This window comes from Halomonas mongoliensis (assembly GCF_052496345.1).
In genome coordinates, this window is the sequence record NZ_CP199288.1 from 830,462 (window position 1) to 845,838 (window position 15,377).

The 15,377-nt window shown below is 67.5% G+C and carries 13 protein-coding genes; 5 read left to right on the top strand and 8 right to left on the bottom strand.

The window, feature by feature from the left end; translation table 11 throughout:
* Window positions 1-45: 45 nt before the first annotated feature.
* The gene (locus tag ACRYRV_RS03820; protein WP_444985906.1) at window positions 46-909 is read left to right on the top strand and encodes an SDR family oxidoreductase; all 864 of its coding nucleotides are present in this window, start codon (window positions 46-48) and stop codon (window positions 907-909) included.
* A 39-nt stretch (window positions 910-948) separates the two neighbouring features.
* Here ACRYRV_RS03820 and ACRYRV_RS03825 read toward each other — a convergent pair whose 3' ends face one another.
* The 3 genes from ACRYRV_RS03825 to ACRYRV_RS03835 all read right to left on the bottom strand — a co-directional run bounded on the left by ACRYRV_RS03825 (window position 949) and on the right by ACRYRV_RS03835 (window position 7,389).
* Window positions 949-2,349 carry a CHAD domain-containing protein gene (locus ACRYRV_RS03825; protein WP_444985905.1) on the bottom strand — a complete coding sequence of 467 codons (1,401 nt, stop codon included), beginning with the start codon at window positions 2,347-2,349 and terminating at the stop codon, window positions 949-951.
* Window positions 2,350-2,405: 56 nt separating this feature from the next.
* Window positions 2,406-3,500 carry a YkvI family membrane protein gene (locus ACRYRV_RS03830; protein ID WP_253450088.1) on the bottom strand — a complete coding sequence of 365 codons (1,095 nt, stop codon included), beginning with the start codon at window positions 3,498-3,500 and terminating at the stop codon, window positions 2,406-2,408.
* A gap of 352 nt (window positions 3,501-3,852) precedes the next feature.
* Window positions 3,853-7,389 (bottom strand): AAA domain-containing protein, encoded by a 3,537-nt coding sequence (locus tag ACRYRV_RS03835; protein ID WP_444985904.1) that lies wholly within the window; start codon window positions 7,387-7,389, stop codon window positions 3,853-3,855.
* Window positions 7,390-7,667: 278 nt separating this feature from the next.
* Here ACRYRV_RS03835 and ACRYRV_RS03840 point away from each other — a divergent pair, with 278 nt between their 5' ends.
* On the top strand, window positions 7,668-8,246 hold the full coding sequence (locus ACRYRV_RS03840; protein WP_444985903.1) for an antibiotic biosynthesis monooxygenase: 579 nt from the start codon (window positions 7,668-7,670) through the stop codon (window positions 8,244-8,246).
* Window positions 8,247-8,317: 71 nt separating this feature from the next.
* Window positions 8,318-8,563 carry a type II toxin-antitoxin system CcdA family antitoxin gene (locus ACRYRV_RS03845; RefSeq protein WP_169957701.1) on the top strand — a complete coding sequence of 82 codons (246 nt, stop codon included), beginning with the start codon at window positions 8,318-8,320 and terminating at the stop codon, window positions 8,561-8,563.
* Window positions 8,564-8,700: 137 nt separating this feature from the next.
* Here ACRYRV_RS03845 and ACRYRV_RS03850 read toward each other — a convergent pair whose 3' ends face one another.
* The 4 genes from ACRYRV_RS03850 to ACRYRV_RS03865 all read right to left on the bottom strand — a co-directional run bounded on the left by ACRYRV_RS03850 (window position 8,701) and on the right by ACRYRV_RS03865 (window position 12,160).
* Window positions 8,701-9,165: a hypothetical protein gene (locus tag ACRYRV_RS03850; RefSeq protein ID WP_444985902.1), complete on the bottom strand. Its 465-nt coding sequence runs from the start codon at window positions 9,163-9,165 to the stop codon at window positions 8,701-8,703.
* 12 nt (window positions 9,166-9,177) lie between these two features.
* On the bottom strand, window positions 9,178-9,531 hold the full coding sequence (locus ACRYRV_RS03855; protein WP_253450071.1) for a hypothetical protein: 354 nt from the start codon (window positions 9,529-9,531) through the stop codon (window positions 9,178-9,180).
* Window positions 9,532-9,640: 109 nt separating this feature from the next.
* Window positions 9,641-10,756 (bottom strand): protein adenylyltransferase Fic, encoded by a 1,116-nt coding sequence (fic, locus tag ACRYRV_RS03860; protein ID WP_444985901.1) that lies wholly within the window; start codon window positions 10,754-10,756, stop codon window positions 9,641-9,643.
* Window positions 10,757-11,026: 270 nt separating this feature from the next.
* Entirely contained in the window at window positions 11,027-12,160 is a 1,134-nt protein-coding gene (locus ACRYRV_RS03865; protein ID WP_444985900.1) for an alkene reductase, read from the bottom strand.
* A 200-nt stretch (window positions 12,161-12,360) separates the two neighbouring features.
* Between ACRYRV_RS03865 and argE the strand changes: the two genes are divergently transcribed.
* On the top strand, window positions 12,361-13,515 hold the full coding sequence (gene argE / locus ACRYRV_RS03870; protein WP_309636216.1) for an acetylornithine deacetylase: 1,155 nt from the start codon (window positions 12,361-12,363) through the stop codon (window positions 13,513-13,515).
* 20 nt (window positions 13,516-13,535) lie between these two features.
* Window positions 13,536-14,258: a glutamine amidotransferase gene (locus tag ACRYRV_RS03875; RefSeq protein ID WP_444985899.1), complete on the top strand. Its 723-nt coding sequence runs from the start codon at window positions 13,536-13,538 to the stop codon at window positions 14,256-14,258.
* Window positions 14,259-14,271: 13 nt separating this feature from the next.
* Here ACRYRV_RS03875 and ACRYRV_RS03880 read toward each other — a convergent pair whose 3' ends face one another.
* The gene (locus tag ACRYRV_RS03880; RefSeq protein ID WP_444985898.1) at window positions 14,272-15,255 is read right to left on the bottom strand and encodes a DMT family transporter; all 984 of its coding nucleotides are present in this window, start codon (window positions 15,253-15,255) and stop codon (window positions 14,272-14,274) included.
* Window positions 15,256-15,377 lie beyond the last annotated feature (122 nt).

The window sequence follows — 15,377 nt, forward strand, 5'->3', positions numbered from 1 at the left end:
TCCAACGCCAAGACACAGAGTTGCCAAGATCACCAGGAGAGACGAATGACGGATGTACGCCCAGGTGCGACGCGTAGCCTGCTGATCACCGGCTGCTCCAGCGGGATCGGCCACGCCGCGGCCCACGCCATGGCGGCGCGAGGCTGGCGGGTCTTTGCCACCGCCAGAAAGGAGGCAGACGTGGCCCGGCTGAAGGAAGAGGGCCTGGAGGCCCTGGCGCTGGACCTGGACAGCAGCGCCTCCATCGAGGCGGCGGTGGCCGAGGTCGCGGAACGCACCGATGGGCGGCTGACCGCGCTCTTCAACAACGGCGCCTACGGCCAGCCCGGGGCGGTGGAGGATCTCTCCCGGGAGACGCTGAGGCAGCAGCTCGAGACCAACCTGCTCGGCACCCACGAGCTCACCGCTCGGGTGCTGCCGATGATGCGCGCCCAGGGGCACGGGCGCATCGTGCAGAACAGCTCGGTGCTGGGGTTCGCCGCCCTGCCCTACCGCGGCGCCTACATCTGCTCCAAGTTCGCCTTGGAGGGGCTCACCGATACCCTGCGCCAGGAGCTTTCGGGAAGCGGCATCCACGTCAGCCTGATCCAGCCCGGCCCCATCACCAGCCGCTTTCGCGCGAACGCCCACCGCGCCTTCCGGGCCCATATCGATACCGAGCGCAGCGCCCATGCCGAGACCTATCGCAAGGTGGAGGCGCGGCTGGCCAGCACCGAGGGCAAGGCCGCCTTCACCCTGGGCCCGGAGGCGGTGGTGGCCAAGCTGATCCACGCCCTGGAGCATCCGCGCCCCAGGCCCCGCTATGCGGTCACCCTGCCCACTCATCTCTTCGCCGCCCTGAAGCGGGTGCTGAGCACCCGGGGCATGGACCGGGTGCTGCTGCGCTCGACCCGGGACGAGCGGGAATAGCCCAGAAGCCACGCCGCACAGGTGACGCCAGGGGGTGAATCAGCGGGCGGCGGGGCCCGGCTCGCGTAGCGGTGCCAGCGCCATGATCTGCTCCCGCAGGGCTCGCTTCTGCGCCTCCAGCGCGTCGCACCAGGCGTCACACTCCTGCCGGCGCCGCGGGGCCTTGGGCGAACCGGCAGCGAAGGCCGCGATCCAGGCCTGACGGGTGCAGAGGTCCTGGAAATCGCCGAGCAGGGTCTGGCGCTGCTTGAGCCCCTTGAGGAAACGGCGGTGGCGCTTCGGATCCAGCTCGGCCAGGTAACGGATGCGCTTCACCGCCTTGCGCAGGTCGTGGAAGGCCTCATCCGGGGCGTCAGGCGTGAGGGCGGCCAGGTCGCTATCGTGGCCTGCGATGCGTTCGTCCAGCACCGCCTCGGCCCGCGGCGCAGAGAGCCGGGCAAGCGCCTGCCAAAAGCCGTCGCCGTCGAGGAACGCCTGCCAGGCCTGCATCTGCTCGGCGTAGTCGGGCTGGCCCAGCTGCCGACAGAGGCACTCGTGCTGCTCCCGGGCCCGCTCGTTCAGCCAGTCGTGAAGCGCTCGCCGAGTGCTCGCCTGAAGCGGCGGTGGCGCCTGCGCCAGGCTTTCCAGGAAGACATCGAGGTCGCGCAGGTCACTGGTGGCCTGGGCACGCTGCTTGAGCGCCTTCAGCCGCTTCTTCAGCCCGGGCGCCTTCCCGTTCCCGGCTTGCCGGACGGTGGCCAGCACGGCCTCGCCGATCGCCCGGCTGCGGCGCAGGTTGACGCGGTACTGGTGCAGGAACTCGGGATCGATGCCGGCCATCACGCCGGGCTCCAGGGCCCGAACCAGCCGATAGAGATGGCCGAGCTGCCCGTGGAGGCGGCCGGCCAGGTCGGCCTTGCGCAGCTCCGGGGGCGCCGGCGCCCGGCGCAGGAAGAGCGCATGGCTGGCCTGCTCAGGAATCAGGCACGCCAGACCCTCGGCGGCGTGCTTTTTCAGCGCCTGCCAGGACTCGCCGGGCAGGCGGAGATGCAGCAGTCCGCCGGTGGGCAGGGAATCGGGCGCCACGGGGCTGAGCCAGCGGGCCAGCTCCAGCAGCGCCGGGTTGTGCCCCACCACCAGCAGCCGCCGGCTGCCCTCGGGTAGCCCCTGCAGCCAGGCGCGCAGCGCCTCGCCGTCGAAGGTGTAGAGCGCCTCGTCGAAGTGGGCCACCGGGGCCGGGGTGCCCTCGGGCAGCGCCTCGGCCATCGCCTCGAGGGTCTCCCGGGTGCGCCGGGCGGGGCTCGAGACCACCTCGCCTTCCAACGCCCACCAGCGCATCAGCGCCGGCGCCATGGCCGCCGCCTGGCACCGGCCTCGCTGGCTCAGGGGCCGTTCGGCGTCGGGCAGCTTCTCACCTTCGCGTTTCGCCTTGGCATGGCGCAGCAGATAGAGCTCCAGCATGGGGGGACTCCGCCGTGAGAGGTCCCTTTCAGCTTAGTCCCCCGGCCGCCACGCGCTCAGTAGCTGGAGCGCGCCAGACGCATCCTGGCCTCGCGACGGGCGGTGTGCCAGCGGTAACCCAGGGCAAGGATCAGGATCAGGCCCACCACGCCCAGCATCGGGTAGACGGTACCGATCAGCGCGCTGAAGCCGAACTGGCTGAGCAGCAGGCCCACCGCGGTGAAGATCACGCTCAGCACCTTGAAGCGCGAGGTCTCGGGGGTGGCGAAGCGGGCGGTAAAGGCGAAGAACATGCCCACGGCGGTGCTGTAGATCATGCAGATCAGCGCCAGGGACATGGCCAGGGCCACCGCCGGCGAGAGCGCACTGGCCAGCATCAGCGACGGCATCTCGACGCCCACCAGGCGGTCGAGGTTGGCAAAGAGGCCAATATTGAGCAGGAAGATCAGCACGCCCAGGCCCACGCCGCCGAGGATGCCGCCCAGCGCCGCCTGGCGGGTGTCCGAGGTCAGCCCGCCGATCACCGACAGCATGGGGAAGCCCACGGCGATATTGAAGGAGGCGTAGAGCAGCGCGCCGATGAACCAGTGCGACACCGGCCAGCCGTCGCTGATGGTGGCGAACTCGCCCGAGGCGGTGTTCAGCGACTCCAGGGAGGCGTCGCTGGCGAAGAAGGAGTAGACGGTGATGGTCATCACCAGCAGCAGCAGTACCGGCATGATGGCGCTGATCAGGTTGATGATGCCGCGCACCCGCAGGCAGAGGGTGGCGACCACCAGCACGCTGAGCAGCACGCCGCCGAACAGCGGCGGCATGCCGTACTGCTGGGCGAAGATGGAGCCGCTGCCGGCCAGCATCACCACGCCCACGCCGAACAGGAAGAAGGAGAGCACCAGGTCGATGGCAAGCCCCGCCCGACGACCGAAGAGCGCCGCCAGCACCTCCTTGTGAGAGCGCGCCTGCAGGCTCGAGCTCATGCGCGCGATCTGCATGCCCAGGAAGGCGAACAGCAGCCCGCTGACCAGGGTGCCGGCCACGCCGATCAGGCCGTAGCCGGTGAAGAACTGCAGGACCTCCTGACCGGAGGCGAAGCCGCCGCCGATGATGATCGACATGAAGGTCATGGCGATCAGGAAGGGCTGTTTACTCATGGTCTCGATACCTCGCAATGCAACAGGCCCCGGCGCCCAGGGGCGATCGGAAGCCATGAACTGTTTCAGGTCAGCGTTGTGAGCTGCCGCGGTGCAGAACAGCGGCGGATGAGCAGCAGAGGGCCACCCACCTGCCAGGATGCGAGGGAGTATACGATAGGAAACACAGTTGATTATCGGGGATTTTTTCTATTTTCAGAAATTAATATCAGGGAATTAGCCTTTAGTCTCAAGGGTTTTGTCGGCTAACGGGCATTTACCTGGATGATCATTCTGCCATTTATGCGCATCGGCATATAGATGGTCTGCCGCGGCTCGGCTCGACGCGACGGCGAGCCGAGCCTTGAAACCATCAAGAGGTAGCCGTATCCGCCTTGATGGGATACTTGGGATGCAGGCGCCCCTCCAGGGCCTCGCGCTGCAGGCGAATCTCATCGCTGAGCTGACCGCTGTAGAGGATGGACGTTTCCATGTTGCGATATTTCCCCTGGCGCACGGCACTGCCCCAGTTGTAGGAGCCGACGCAGATGAAACGATCATCGGTCATGACCAGCTTGCTGTGTACGCGATGCACGACCTTGACCGCCACGCCATGTGCCTCCAGCGCCTCGCGACAGGTCGCAAAACGGGCGGTTCTGTCCGGGCAGGGGCGGTTGTTGACGGTGGTATTGAAGTGGTGGTCGGTGTAGAGAGCCACCTCGACGCCGCGGCCGGCAGCGGCACCGAGCTGTTGCAGGAGGCCGCTCTCCTCCAGCCGGTTGAGCGATACCCAGGGCGAGACCAGCACCACCCGAGCTCGGGCCTCCTCCAGCAGACGGTGAAGGCAGGCATCGTGCTGTTCCGCGTCGGTAAGCACCTGGGGCTCGCGACACTGGACCAGCAGGTCCGGCCTGGCCCTGTCGATGGCGAAAGCCAGCGCATTCGCCTCGCGCGCCAGCAGATAGCGGCTCAGCAGGCGACGTGGCGAGCCCGGCGGGGCCGAGGCGACGACGTCCATGTCCGCAAAGACCAGAAAGCTGTCCTTGGCCCGCGAGACTGCCACGTTGAGCATCGCAGGATCACGATCGATGAATCCGCCATCCTCATGCCGCGAGTAGACGGCAGAGAACAACACCACTGGGCGCTCGGCTCCCTGCAGGGCATGGACGGTCCCCACCGTCACGGCGTTCTCTTCCTGGCCCACCGGAATGCCCCGCTCGCGACACGCCTGCTGGATCTGCTCCACCTGGGCCTTGAAGGGGGTAATCACGCCCACGACCTGGCCGAGCGGCAGGCCATGGCGAGCCTCTAGCGTCCTGCGCTGAACGGCCAGCCACTCGGCCAGGGTCTCGGCTTCCAGCCGGTTGCAGCGGCTTCCCGATGGCGCCGTCTCGACGCGACCATCCACGTGGACGTAGGCGAAGGGCGGCAGCTCGGGGTCCGTGGCCGGGGTGGTGCGCTTCGGCAGCAGCAGCCCTGCATAGCAGAGGTCGTTGCAGTAGGCGATGATCTCGCTCAGACAGCGCCGGTGTTCACGCAGGAACATGCCCGGCTCGGCCTCCTCCAGATAGCGGTAGCGGCTGGCCACCTGTGCGATACGCATGGCGCTGCCATCCACCACGCTACGCCCGGTCTCGCGCAGGGCATCATAGTCGGAGAGCGAGGTCAGCAGGCCCTGGTGCGACAGGTTGCCGACATCCACCGACTTGAGCTGGGTCGCTACCGGCGGAATCTGATGCACATCACCGATCACCAGCGCGCGCCTGGCCAGCGCCAGGGAGGCACCGGCCACCTCCGGCGACACCTGCCCCGCCTCGTCGATGATCAACAGGTCGATCTCGTTGACCAGATACTCGGTGCGAAACTGCCCTTCTCCCTCGAAGACGCTGTGGGTCATATGAGACGGCAGCGAGTGCAGGGTAGAGACGATGCAGGGCGTCAGCATCATGCGCCGCCGCCAGCGTGGCCGCACCGTGGCAAGCCCCCTTCGTTCCCTGCCGCTGGCCGCCTGCTCGGCCAGCTCCTTGCCCTGCTCGCGACACGCCTCCAGCCAGCGCGCCTCCCAGTAGTGAACCGCCAGTTGAAACAGCCGAAAACGCAGCGTGGTGTCCAGCGAGCGGTCGATGGCCTCCAGGCTGTCGCTCGCCGCCGGGTCGGGAAGCTCGGCGCGCAGCGCCTCTGCTGCAAGGTCCCGAGCCTCCAGCTGCGCCAGACGCTCGTCGAGCCGCGCCTGACAGCGCGCCACCTCCTGCTGCTGGCTAGCCAACCACCTCGCCAGCGCCCGCTCGGGGGCATCGCCCGTGGCGGCCCCGAGGATGTCATGGCTCCGGGCACTCAGCGACGCCTCGATGAACAGTTCGCGACGCAGGCGTCGCTTGCGCGCTATCGGTGGCAGCAGGCTCAGCATCGAGAGCCACAGCGGCTCCTCGGCACGGAAATCCTTCCAGCGCCGCGCATCCTCCTGGACCTCTGCCAGCGCGGCCTGCAGCGCTTCAAGCGACTGTTGATCCTGCCGCTGATCGGCCTCGGCATCGGGGCCCAGCGCCTCTTCCAGGTCTTGCAGGCGCTGCCACTGCGAGTGGATGTCGACCAGCCGGGCGTGCACACGAGACAGCTCGGCATGCAGACGCTGACGTACCGCTCTGACGCTCTCCAGGCTGTCCTCCTCGAGAGCCCGGCGAGCCATCCGCAGAAATTCGCTTTCGGCATGCTCGGTCGACTCGGGGCGCTCGCTATCGCGATAGAAAGCCGGCGTCTGATAGTGCCTGGCTGCCTCGGCCTCACGGCTGGGAGCGGAATAGTAGCCGCCGTAGCTATGGATGTCGGGCAGCCAGCGACCGCTCAAGGGATGGTCGGTCTCCTCGAAGTCCTTGGCAAAGGCCGTCAGGATATTGGTCACCGCCTGGTTGTTGGTGGAAGCCGCGATGATCAGCGGCGGCTCCCCCTCCGCCAGCGCGGCCTGAACCCATAGCGAGGCCACCACATCCAGCACGAAAGTGGTCTTGCCGGTGCCGGGCGGGCCATTGACCGCCAGGATCTCGCCCTCCTCCATGGCCATCGCCTGGGCAAGGGCGTCCCGCTGCGCCACCGCGGTAGGATAGGCGGAGTTGGCGTGGCCCAGGCGAGCGTCCAGCGTCGCCAGCGCATCGACGCAGGGGCGGTGGTTCTGCCGAGATGACAGCGCATAGGTTTCCAGCAGCGGCAGCGCCGGGTTCGCGCCATCGAGCCAATCGTAGAGGTTGAGGATATGCTGGCTCGCCCCGGTCACCGACTCTTCGACCTTGAGCAGCCGGGCCTGGTCGGCGCTGACGAAATGCGCCTTCAGCCGCTCCGGCGGCACCAGCTGCTCGAAAAGGCGGCGCGATACCTCGTAGTAGCCCTGCCAGAGCGGAGCCCAGGTCTCCTCCGGCTCTTCCAGCAGCCCCTGCGCCTCCTGTGCCGACCAGACCCGCGGCATTTCCAGGGTCAGGAAGCGATCCTGCTCGACGACGTCGTTCAGCGTGAAGCGATCATCCGCCTGGGGGCCCAGGAGGTCACGGGGAATCACCGGAGGCTCCGCCGGAATGAGGCGGCCTTCACGGGTGACCCAGAGCACGCAGATCAGCGGCGTCATGACCTCCGGAAACAGCGCCCGCCGCCCCTGGCCATGCTCCAGCAGCGCCATGTAGACGGCCGGGCGCAGCACTACCCGCAGCAGTTCGACCGACTCCGCCTCACCGGAAAACAGCCGCCCCACTACCTCCGGCGCCAGCCGGCCCTGCCGGTAGGCTTCCCTGCCGACCGGGAGGCTCTGCTCCAGCTCTCGACGCGTCAGGGCGCCTCGCCCGCTCTCGGCATCGGCCAGCGAGTTGCGCCAGTAGCGCAGCCATTGCCGGAGACCGGGGAGCTGAGCGACTTCCTTTTCTTTCATGGGCATTGTTACCTGTCCAGAGATCCATCTGTACCGCCCCGAATAGCCGGGGCCCGCTGCCGAAGCAGGCCTTGATCGGCGGGGCCTAAGCATGCCATCCGCTGACCGCGGCTCCAACTCGACCTGGCACCCGCACGGACCCAACCCAGCCTGCCTCAGCACGAGCCGCTACGCCACGCCGCCTGCTGGTATACTTGTTGCTTAGTTCATGGCGAGGGCCTACCCGGCCCGCATGACTCCGGCGCCCTACCCTGGCGCCCTGAACAAGGAGATACACGATGTCCCCTGCCCCCCTGACCCTGATGGTGGCCCGACGCGTCTCCCGCGGCCGCTACGCCGATTTCACCGCCTGGCTGGAGGAGGGCCGCGCGCTGGCTGCCGACTTCAGCGGCTACCTGGGCTCCGGCGTGCTGGCCCCGCCGCCTGGTGACGACGAGTACCAGATCATCTTCCGCTTCCGCGATGCCGACACCCTGGCGGCCTGGGAACACTCCGCCTCGCGCCGCGCCTGGCTGGCCCGAGGCGAGGGGCTCTTCGTCGCTCCCCAGGAGCACCGCGCCACCGGCCTGGACGGCTGGTTCCAGGACGCCACCGGCCAGACGCCGCCGCGCTGGAAGCAGGCCATCGCCATCTGGCTCGCCTTCTTCCCGGTATCGCTGCTGTTTCAGGCGCTGTTCGGTGGCCTGCTGGCGGGGCTGCCGATGCTGCCCAAGGTGCTGGTCAGCACCCTCGCGCTCACCCCGGTGATGGTGTTCCTGTTCATCCCGCTCTCCATGCGCCTGCTCGGCCCCTGGCTGCGCGGCGAGGTCTCCATTCTGGCGCGCCTGAGCCGACGGCTGCACCAGCGCGGGGCGTGAGGCCCCGACACACTTACCGAACACGCCTGGTGCGCACACACTATGCGCATGCCTGCTGCGAGGCCATTGACATGACCCAGCCCTACGACACTCAAGCCCCCAAGAAGGCCACCAACGTCAGCATCAACAGCGACCTGCTCCAGCAGGCCCGGCGCCTGGGCATCAACCTTTCTGCCACTTTCGAGAGCGCGCTGTCGGACAAGGTACGTGCGGAGCAGCGCGAACGGTGGCAGCGGGAGAACACCGACGCCATCCGCGCCTACAACCAGTTCGCGGAGGAAAACGGCACCTTCGGTGACGGCGAGCGGACATTCTGATGGCGCAGTTCCACGCCAAGGAAGCGACTCGGTAAGGCGGTACATGATCTCGGCCTCTATCGTGACCAGATCATCGCCGCCGTCGATTTCCTGGTGACGGGCATCTGACCAGGCCAGCGGGCTTCACCATGGCCGGCCTACCGGCCCACCCCCAGATGCTTGGCCCTGCGGTAGAACGCGGCAAGAGAGCCTCCACCCAGCATCATGCAAAGGCCCGCCACCACGACAACCAGTGCGTCGTAGGCCACGGCACCCGAGGACGAGTACACCCCCACCAGCATGCCGATATGCCGCACCACCAGATAGGTACCGATCAGGAAGGTGCCGGCACGCACCAGGTCATCATCCCCGACCCGAACGTCGGCCTTTTCATCTACCCCTCCAGCGCCATGCAGCCGCTCCGCCAGGCGGCCGGCGAAGCACCACAGCAATACGCCGCCCACCAAGGGCACGCCTACGGTGGCCAGCAGCATCGGCAGCAGCTCGGCTGACCAGAACTCCCCGACATTCGGGCCCAGCAGCGCCGGCAGCACCGAGAACAAGGTCTTCAGGAAGAGATAGAGACCCAGCAGCCGGATCATCAGGATGGAGAAGGGCTTCATGGGGCCTCCCGATCAGTCTGACGCCTCATCATCCTCGATGGGCGTGCCCAGCGTATCGATCATCACGCTGTGGCATTCGACCTCGAACCACTCATCGAAGCGCTTCAGGGTGCGCTTCGGCCATAGCGATGGCTCGGTGTACCAGCCTTCCAGCTCCGACTCGAAGAGGTTGCGCCAGTTGGCCTTGACCCACCGCCTCACCTCCGAAGGCGACTCCGCGACTGCATCGCTGACCAGATAGACGGTGCGGTCGCGATTGACCTCCTCCTCGGTGATCGACGTGCCACCCGGAGAGGGGTCGGCGTCGTTGATCCACTGCACAGCCGGAGCCTTGTAGCGCAGTAATAGCGCTGATCGATTCAGCATTGGTGTCTCCTCACCATTCACGCAGATTTTCTATCTCCAAGGCTCGCCCCGCCGTCTTCGCGCAGCACATCGCCGAGGTTCCACAGCTTCTGGACGATGTCGTTCTGGGTCATAGAGGATCCTGTGCGTACGGGGTCGTCTCGTTACTGTCTTCGGTCATCAGGCGAACCAGCTTGGGATGAACGAAGAGCTTTTCGCGCCCGGCGCGGATCTCCTCAAGCACATTGACCTCGCACAGCTGCTGCAGATAGCTGGAGGCGGTCTGCCGCTTGGCTATGTCCCGTTCCACCAGGTTGTTGATGCGACAGTAGGGCTGCTCGAAGATCACCTGCACCAGCTCGTGGCTGTAGACCCTAGGCAGCTGCTGCTGGATATGGCGGGCCGTATCCTCGATCAGGGTGCGGGTCGCCGCAATCTTGTCGGTAGTCCAGCGGGCGGTGTACTCGACTGCCTTGAGCATATAAAGCAGCCACTCCTGCCACTCCCCTTCACGGGTCACTGCCAGTAGCAGACGGTAGTAGTCGGGCTTGTGAAGCACGATATAGCGACTGAGGTAGAGGATGGGCAGCGACAGCAGCCGCTGCTCGATCAGGTAAAGGATGTTCAGCACCCGACCCGTACGCCCATTGCCGTCGGTGAAAGGGTGGATCGCCTCGAACTGGTAGTGAGACACAGCCATCTTGATCAGGGGGTCGACACCATCCTCCTCATGGAGATAACGCTCCCAGTTCGCCAGCAGCTCACGCAGCGTCCCCTCCCCCATTGGCGGGGTATAGATCACCTCGCCGGTCGCCTGGTTGGCCAGGGTGGTGCCCGGCACCCGACGAATCTCCATATCAACGCCCTTGATGGTGCTGCAGATCTCCACCGCCGTGTTGGTACACAGAGGTCGCCTGGCCAGCTCTCGGTAGCCATGGCTCAGCGCCGTGCGATAGCGCAGCGCCTCCTTGGTGGCAGGGTCGGCGTGGGTATCTTCCTGGGCAAACTGAAAGAGTCTGTCGGTGGTGGTGACGATGTTCTCGATCTCGGAACTGTCGCGGGCTTCCAGCAGAGGCAGCAGGTTGATGAGCAGTCCCTGGTTGGGCAGCAGCTCACCGGCCTGCTTCAGCTCCGCCAGTGCCGCCCGAGCCGGAATGCAGGCCTTGAGCACAGCCGGCGTCTCGAGCTCTTCTGCAGGGGGCAGCGGCGGCAGGCCGTTGTAGGGGTGGTCGGGGCGCCAGCTCATGTTCACTTATTCCTGAAGAATCGACACGTCGTCAGCTTATGTCGATGGCATCAACATATCCAGAGAACGTGTCGAAAAAATCGTCTTTCTTAAACATGTCCTCGGGACATGTCGATGCCATCGACATGTCGGCCGGACGTGTCGAAAAAATCGCGTTTCTTGAACATGTCTCGGGGATATGTCGATGCCGTGAGCATGACGATGCTCCTCCCTGCCGACAAAAAGCCCGGCTCGCCGACCGGGCTTGTGGCTTCCAGGGCAGACGCCGACTCAGCCGAGCCGGTCGTGGCCGTTGTCGAGGAGGGGATAGTCGGTGTAGCCCTGCTCGGCACCGCCGTAGAAGGTGCCGGGGTCGGGCTCGTTGAGCGCCGCACCCACGCGGAAGCGCTCGGGCAGGTCGGGGTTGGCGATAAAGGGGCGCCCGAAGGCCACGGCATCGGCGGTGTCGTCATCCAGGCGGGCCTGGGCGCGCTCGGCGTCGTAGTTGCCGCAGTAGATCAGGCGGCCCTTGAAGCGCTGTCGCATCTTGTCGCGGAAACCTTCGGGGAAGGTGATATCGCCGCCGGCCCAGTTGGGCTCGTTGAAGTGGAGATAGGCCAGGCCGCGGCGGCTGAGCTCATCGGCCAGGTAGCAGGCCATCTCCTCGGGCTCGTCATCGGTGAGGCCGAAGAGCTCGATGAAGGGGGTCAGGCGGATGCCGACCCGCTCGGGGCCGAACACCTCGGCCACCGCATCGACCACCTCCAGCACCAGGCGGGCACGGTTCTCCAGGGAGCCACCGTACTGGTCGGTGCGCTTGTTGCTGCCGGTGGCGAGGAACTGGTTGAGCAGGTAGGCGTTGGCCGCGTGCACCTCGACCATGTCGAAGCCCGCCCGCCTGGCGCGCACGGCGGCCTGGCGATAGTCCTCGACGATGCCGGGGAGCTCCTCGGTCTCGAGCGCCCGCGGGGTGCTGGTGGGGTGCTGGCCAGCGGTGCCGTCCTCGAACTCGACGAAGCACATGGCGCCCTCGCCCTTGAGGGCGCTGGGCGCCACGGGCGGCTGGCCGTCGGGCTGCACCATCTCGTGGGAGACGCGCCCCACGTGCCACAGCTGCAGGGCGATGCGCCCCCCCTTGGCGTGCACCGCCTCCACGACGCCCTTCCAGCCGGCCTCCTGCTCGTCGCTCCAGATCCCCGGCGTGTAGACATAGCCGCGGGCGGTGGGCGAAATATTGGTAGCCTCGCTGATGATCAGCCCGGCGCTGGCCCGCTGGCCGTAGTACACCTGCTGCAATTTGCCGGGCACGCTGTCCGGCGTGCGTGCGCGGGTCAGCGGCGCCATGATCACGCGGTTCGGCAGGCTGAGGCTGCCCAGCTGTAGCGGGGTGAAGAGCCCGGGGTTGGGGAAGGATGTATCCGGCATCGAGACGCCTCCTGCTGAGAAGTGAATGTCCATATGACGACCTGCACATGGCCGCCGATACCCGACATCGTAAGCCTGTTAATGACTGCTGTCAGAAAAGCGGACGCATCGGCCAGATAGCCTGGGGCTATGACACGGACACCATCGGCCTGACGCGCAGGCGTGATAGGATTTCCCCCAAAGATACCAAGGAGCGCGCCATGACCGCCGCCGAGATGCTTGAACGCCTGGTGGGCTTTCCTACCGTTTCCCGGGATTCCAACCTCGACCTGATCGCCTTCGTGGAGGGCTTGCTCGATGAGCACGGCGTGCCCCACTGGCGGGTGGAGAGCGACGATGGCAGGAAGGCCAACCTGCTGGCGCGCATCGGCCCGGACCTGGCCGGCGGCGTGGTGCTCTCCGGCCATACCGACGTGGTGCCGGTGGACGGCCAGCCCTGGTCCAGCGACCCCTTCACCCTGGTGGACAAGGGCGACGGCCGCCTCTACGGCCGCGGCACCTGCGACATGAAGGGCTTCATCGCCTGCGCCCTTGCCGAGGTGCCGCGCTGGGTGGCGCTCGACCTGGAGAAGCCGATCTGGCTAGCGCTCTCCTACGACGAGGAGGTGGGCTGCATCGGCGCGCCGCGCATGATCGAGCGGCTCATGGCCGACCACCCGCTGCCCGCCGCGGTGATCGTCGGCGAGCCGACCCTGATGCACCCGGTGGTGGCCCACAAGGGGGCCACCAACCTGCGCACCACCGTCACCGGCCGTGCCAGCCACTCCAGCCAGGTCAATCAGGGAGTCTCGGCGATCCATGTGGCAGCCAAGCTGGTCACCTATATCGAGGAGGTGATGGCCGAGCTGCGCGCCGAGGGGCGCGTGGACGAGGCCTTCAACGTGGTGCACTCCAGCCTGCACGTGGGGAAGATCCAGGGCGGCACGGCGATCAACATCATGGCCCGGGAGTGCACCTTCGAGTGGGAGATCCGCCATCTGCCGTCGGACCGCTTCGAGGAGCTGGTAGGCCGAGTCAACGCCCGGGCCGCCGAGCTCGAGGCCGAGATGCGCGACCGCGCCCCGGAGGCCTCCATCGTCACCGAGGCGCTCAACGAGACGGTGCCGGCGCTGGCCGACGACAACAACGCCGAGGTGCTGGCGCTCTGCCATGCGCTGCTGGGCGAGCGCCCCGCCGGGGCCGTGGCCTACGCCACCGAGGCGGGCCAGTTCCAGCGCCGGGGGCTGCCCACGGTGATCTGCGGACCCGGCAGCATCGCCCAGGCCCACCAGCCCGACGAATACATCGACATCGAGCAGCTCGAGGCCGGCGCCCGCTTCATGGTCGCTCTCGGCGAGCGGCTGCGCCGCGCCTGATCCAGGAAGAGGATATCTCCATGCCCAGACTGCTGATCGTCAAGACCGGCGACGCCTTCCCCGACGTGGTGGAAGCCCACGGCGACTTCGAGACGCTGTTCCAGAAGGCCCTGGCCGCCGCCGGCTTCGAGGCCGCGGTGTTCGACGCCCGCATCGAGCCGCTGCCCTCCCTCGAGGAGATCGACGGCCTCTATATCACCGGCTCCCACGCCATGGTCAGCGACGCCGAGCCCTGGAGCGAGGCCTTGAAGCCCTGGCTGCGGGAGGCGATGGAGCGCAACCTGGCGATCCTAGGAGTCTGCTACGGCCACCAGCTGATGGCGGCGGCCCTGGGCGGGGTCAGCGATTACCATCCTGCGGGGCGCGAGTCCGGCACCCATGAGGTCACGCTCACCCGGGCCGGCCGCGAGGATGTCCTGCTCGGCCAGCTGCCCGAGCGCTTCCCCGCCCAGCTGACCCACGCCCAATCGGTGCTCGAGGCCCCGCCAGGCGCCGTGGTGCTGGCTCACAACGCCCACGATGCCTACCAGGCCCTGCGCTACGGCCCGCGCCAGTGGAGCGTGCAGTTCCACCCGGAGTTCACCGCAGAGGTGATGCGCGCCTACCTGGCCCACCAGGTCGACAAGCTGCGCGACCAGGGCCAGGACCCGGAGGCGCTGCTCGCCGGCGTCACCGCCACCCCCGAGGCGAGCTCGCTGCTGGTGCGCTTCGCCGCGGCGGTGGCAAGCGACTCGCCGAGCTGAGCTATCCCCAGGATCAGTGGCGTTCGCCCACCGGCGGGGCGGGTTCGCCGCGCTCGATGCTCGCTTCCGCCGCTTCGTCGCGCAGGCGGCGGGCGTCCGGGGCGCCCTCGGCGGCCTTGCGGCGCTGCCGATAGAGGTCGCGCAGGGAGCTCGCCAGCATGGCGACGACGATCATGCCGCCCCCCAGGAAGGCGAGCGCCGCCGGCACCTCGCCGACCCACCACCACACCAGCAGGGTGCCGGCCAGGGTCTCGACCAGCATCACCAGACTGACCTCGGCACCGGGCAGATAGCGCGCGCCGGTCTGGATCAGGAAATAGGCCAGCGGCAGGATCATCCCCATCAGGGCCAGGCGCTGCAGGTCCTCGGGATCGGGCAGCTGGGCGCCGCCCATCAGCGCCGCCGGCACCAGCATGGCCAGGCAGCCCAGGGGCAGCACCACCGTAGTGTCGAGCCCCCGGGTACCGCTGCCGCGCTGGGCGCTGGCCACCGTGGTGTTCACGGCGATGGCGATCGGAATGATCAGCGCCACGGCCAGGCCCAGCAGGCTGCCCTGCCCCACCTCGCCGGCGGCCATCAGGCTCGCCCCGACCACGCAGACCGCGATCACTACCCAGGTCTGGCGGCGCAGCCGCTGGCCGAACAGCAGCATGCCGATCAGCCCTGCCGCCAGGGGCGCCAGGTTGAGCATCACCAGCACGTTGCCGGCGGTGGTCAGCCGCGTGGCGCCCACGAAGGCCCAGGCGCTGGCGGCGAAGGCCAACGGGCACCACAGCGCCGCCGGGCCGCAGGCACGAATGGCCTGGGGCAGACGCTCCCGATAGCGCAGCGCGGCGATCAGCAGCAGCACCGCTCCCAGCAGCAGGCCACGCCAGAACATGAAGGTGGCCACGTCCACCGTGGTGTCCTTGACCAGCAGCGCATCCGGTGAGAGCAGCAGCACCCCGGTCACGGTGATCAGGTAGCCGCGCAGGCGAAACGGCAGCCGCTTCCACATCACACTTCCTCCTTGCCGACAGCACTTCAGGGGCCCGCTTCAGGGGCCCCAACGACAACAGGCCGGAGCAGAGCTCCGACCTGTCGGTGGGGGTTGGCGCCGCCCGGCGGGCGGCAGCCGGC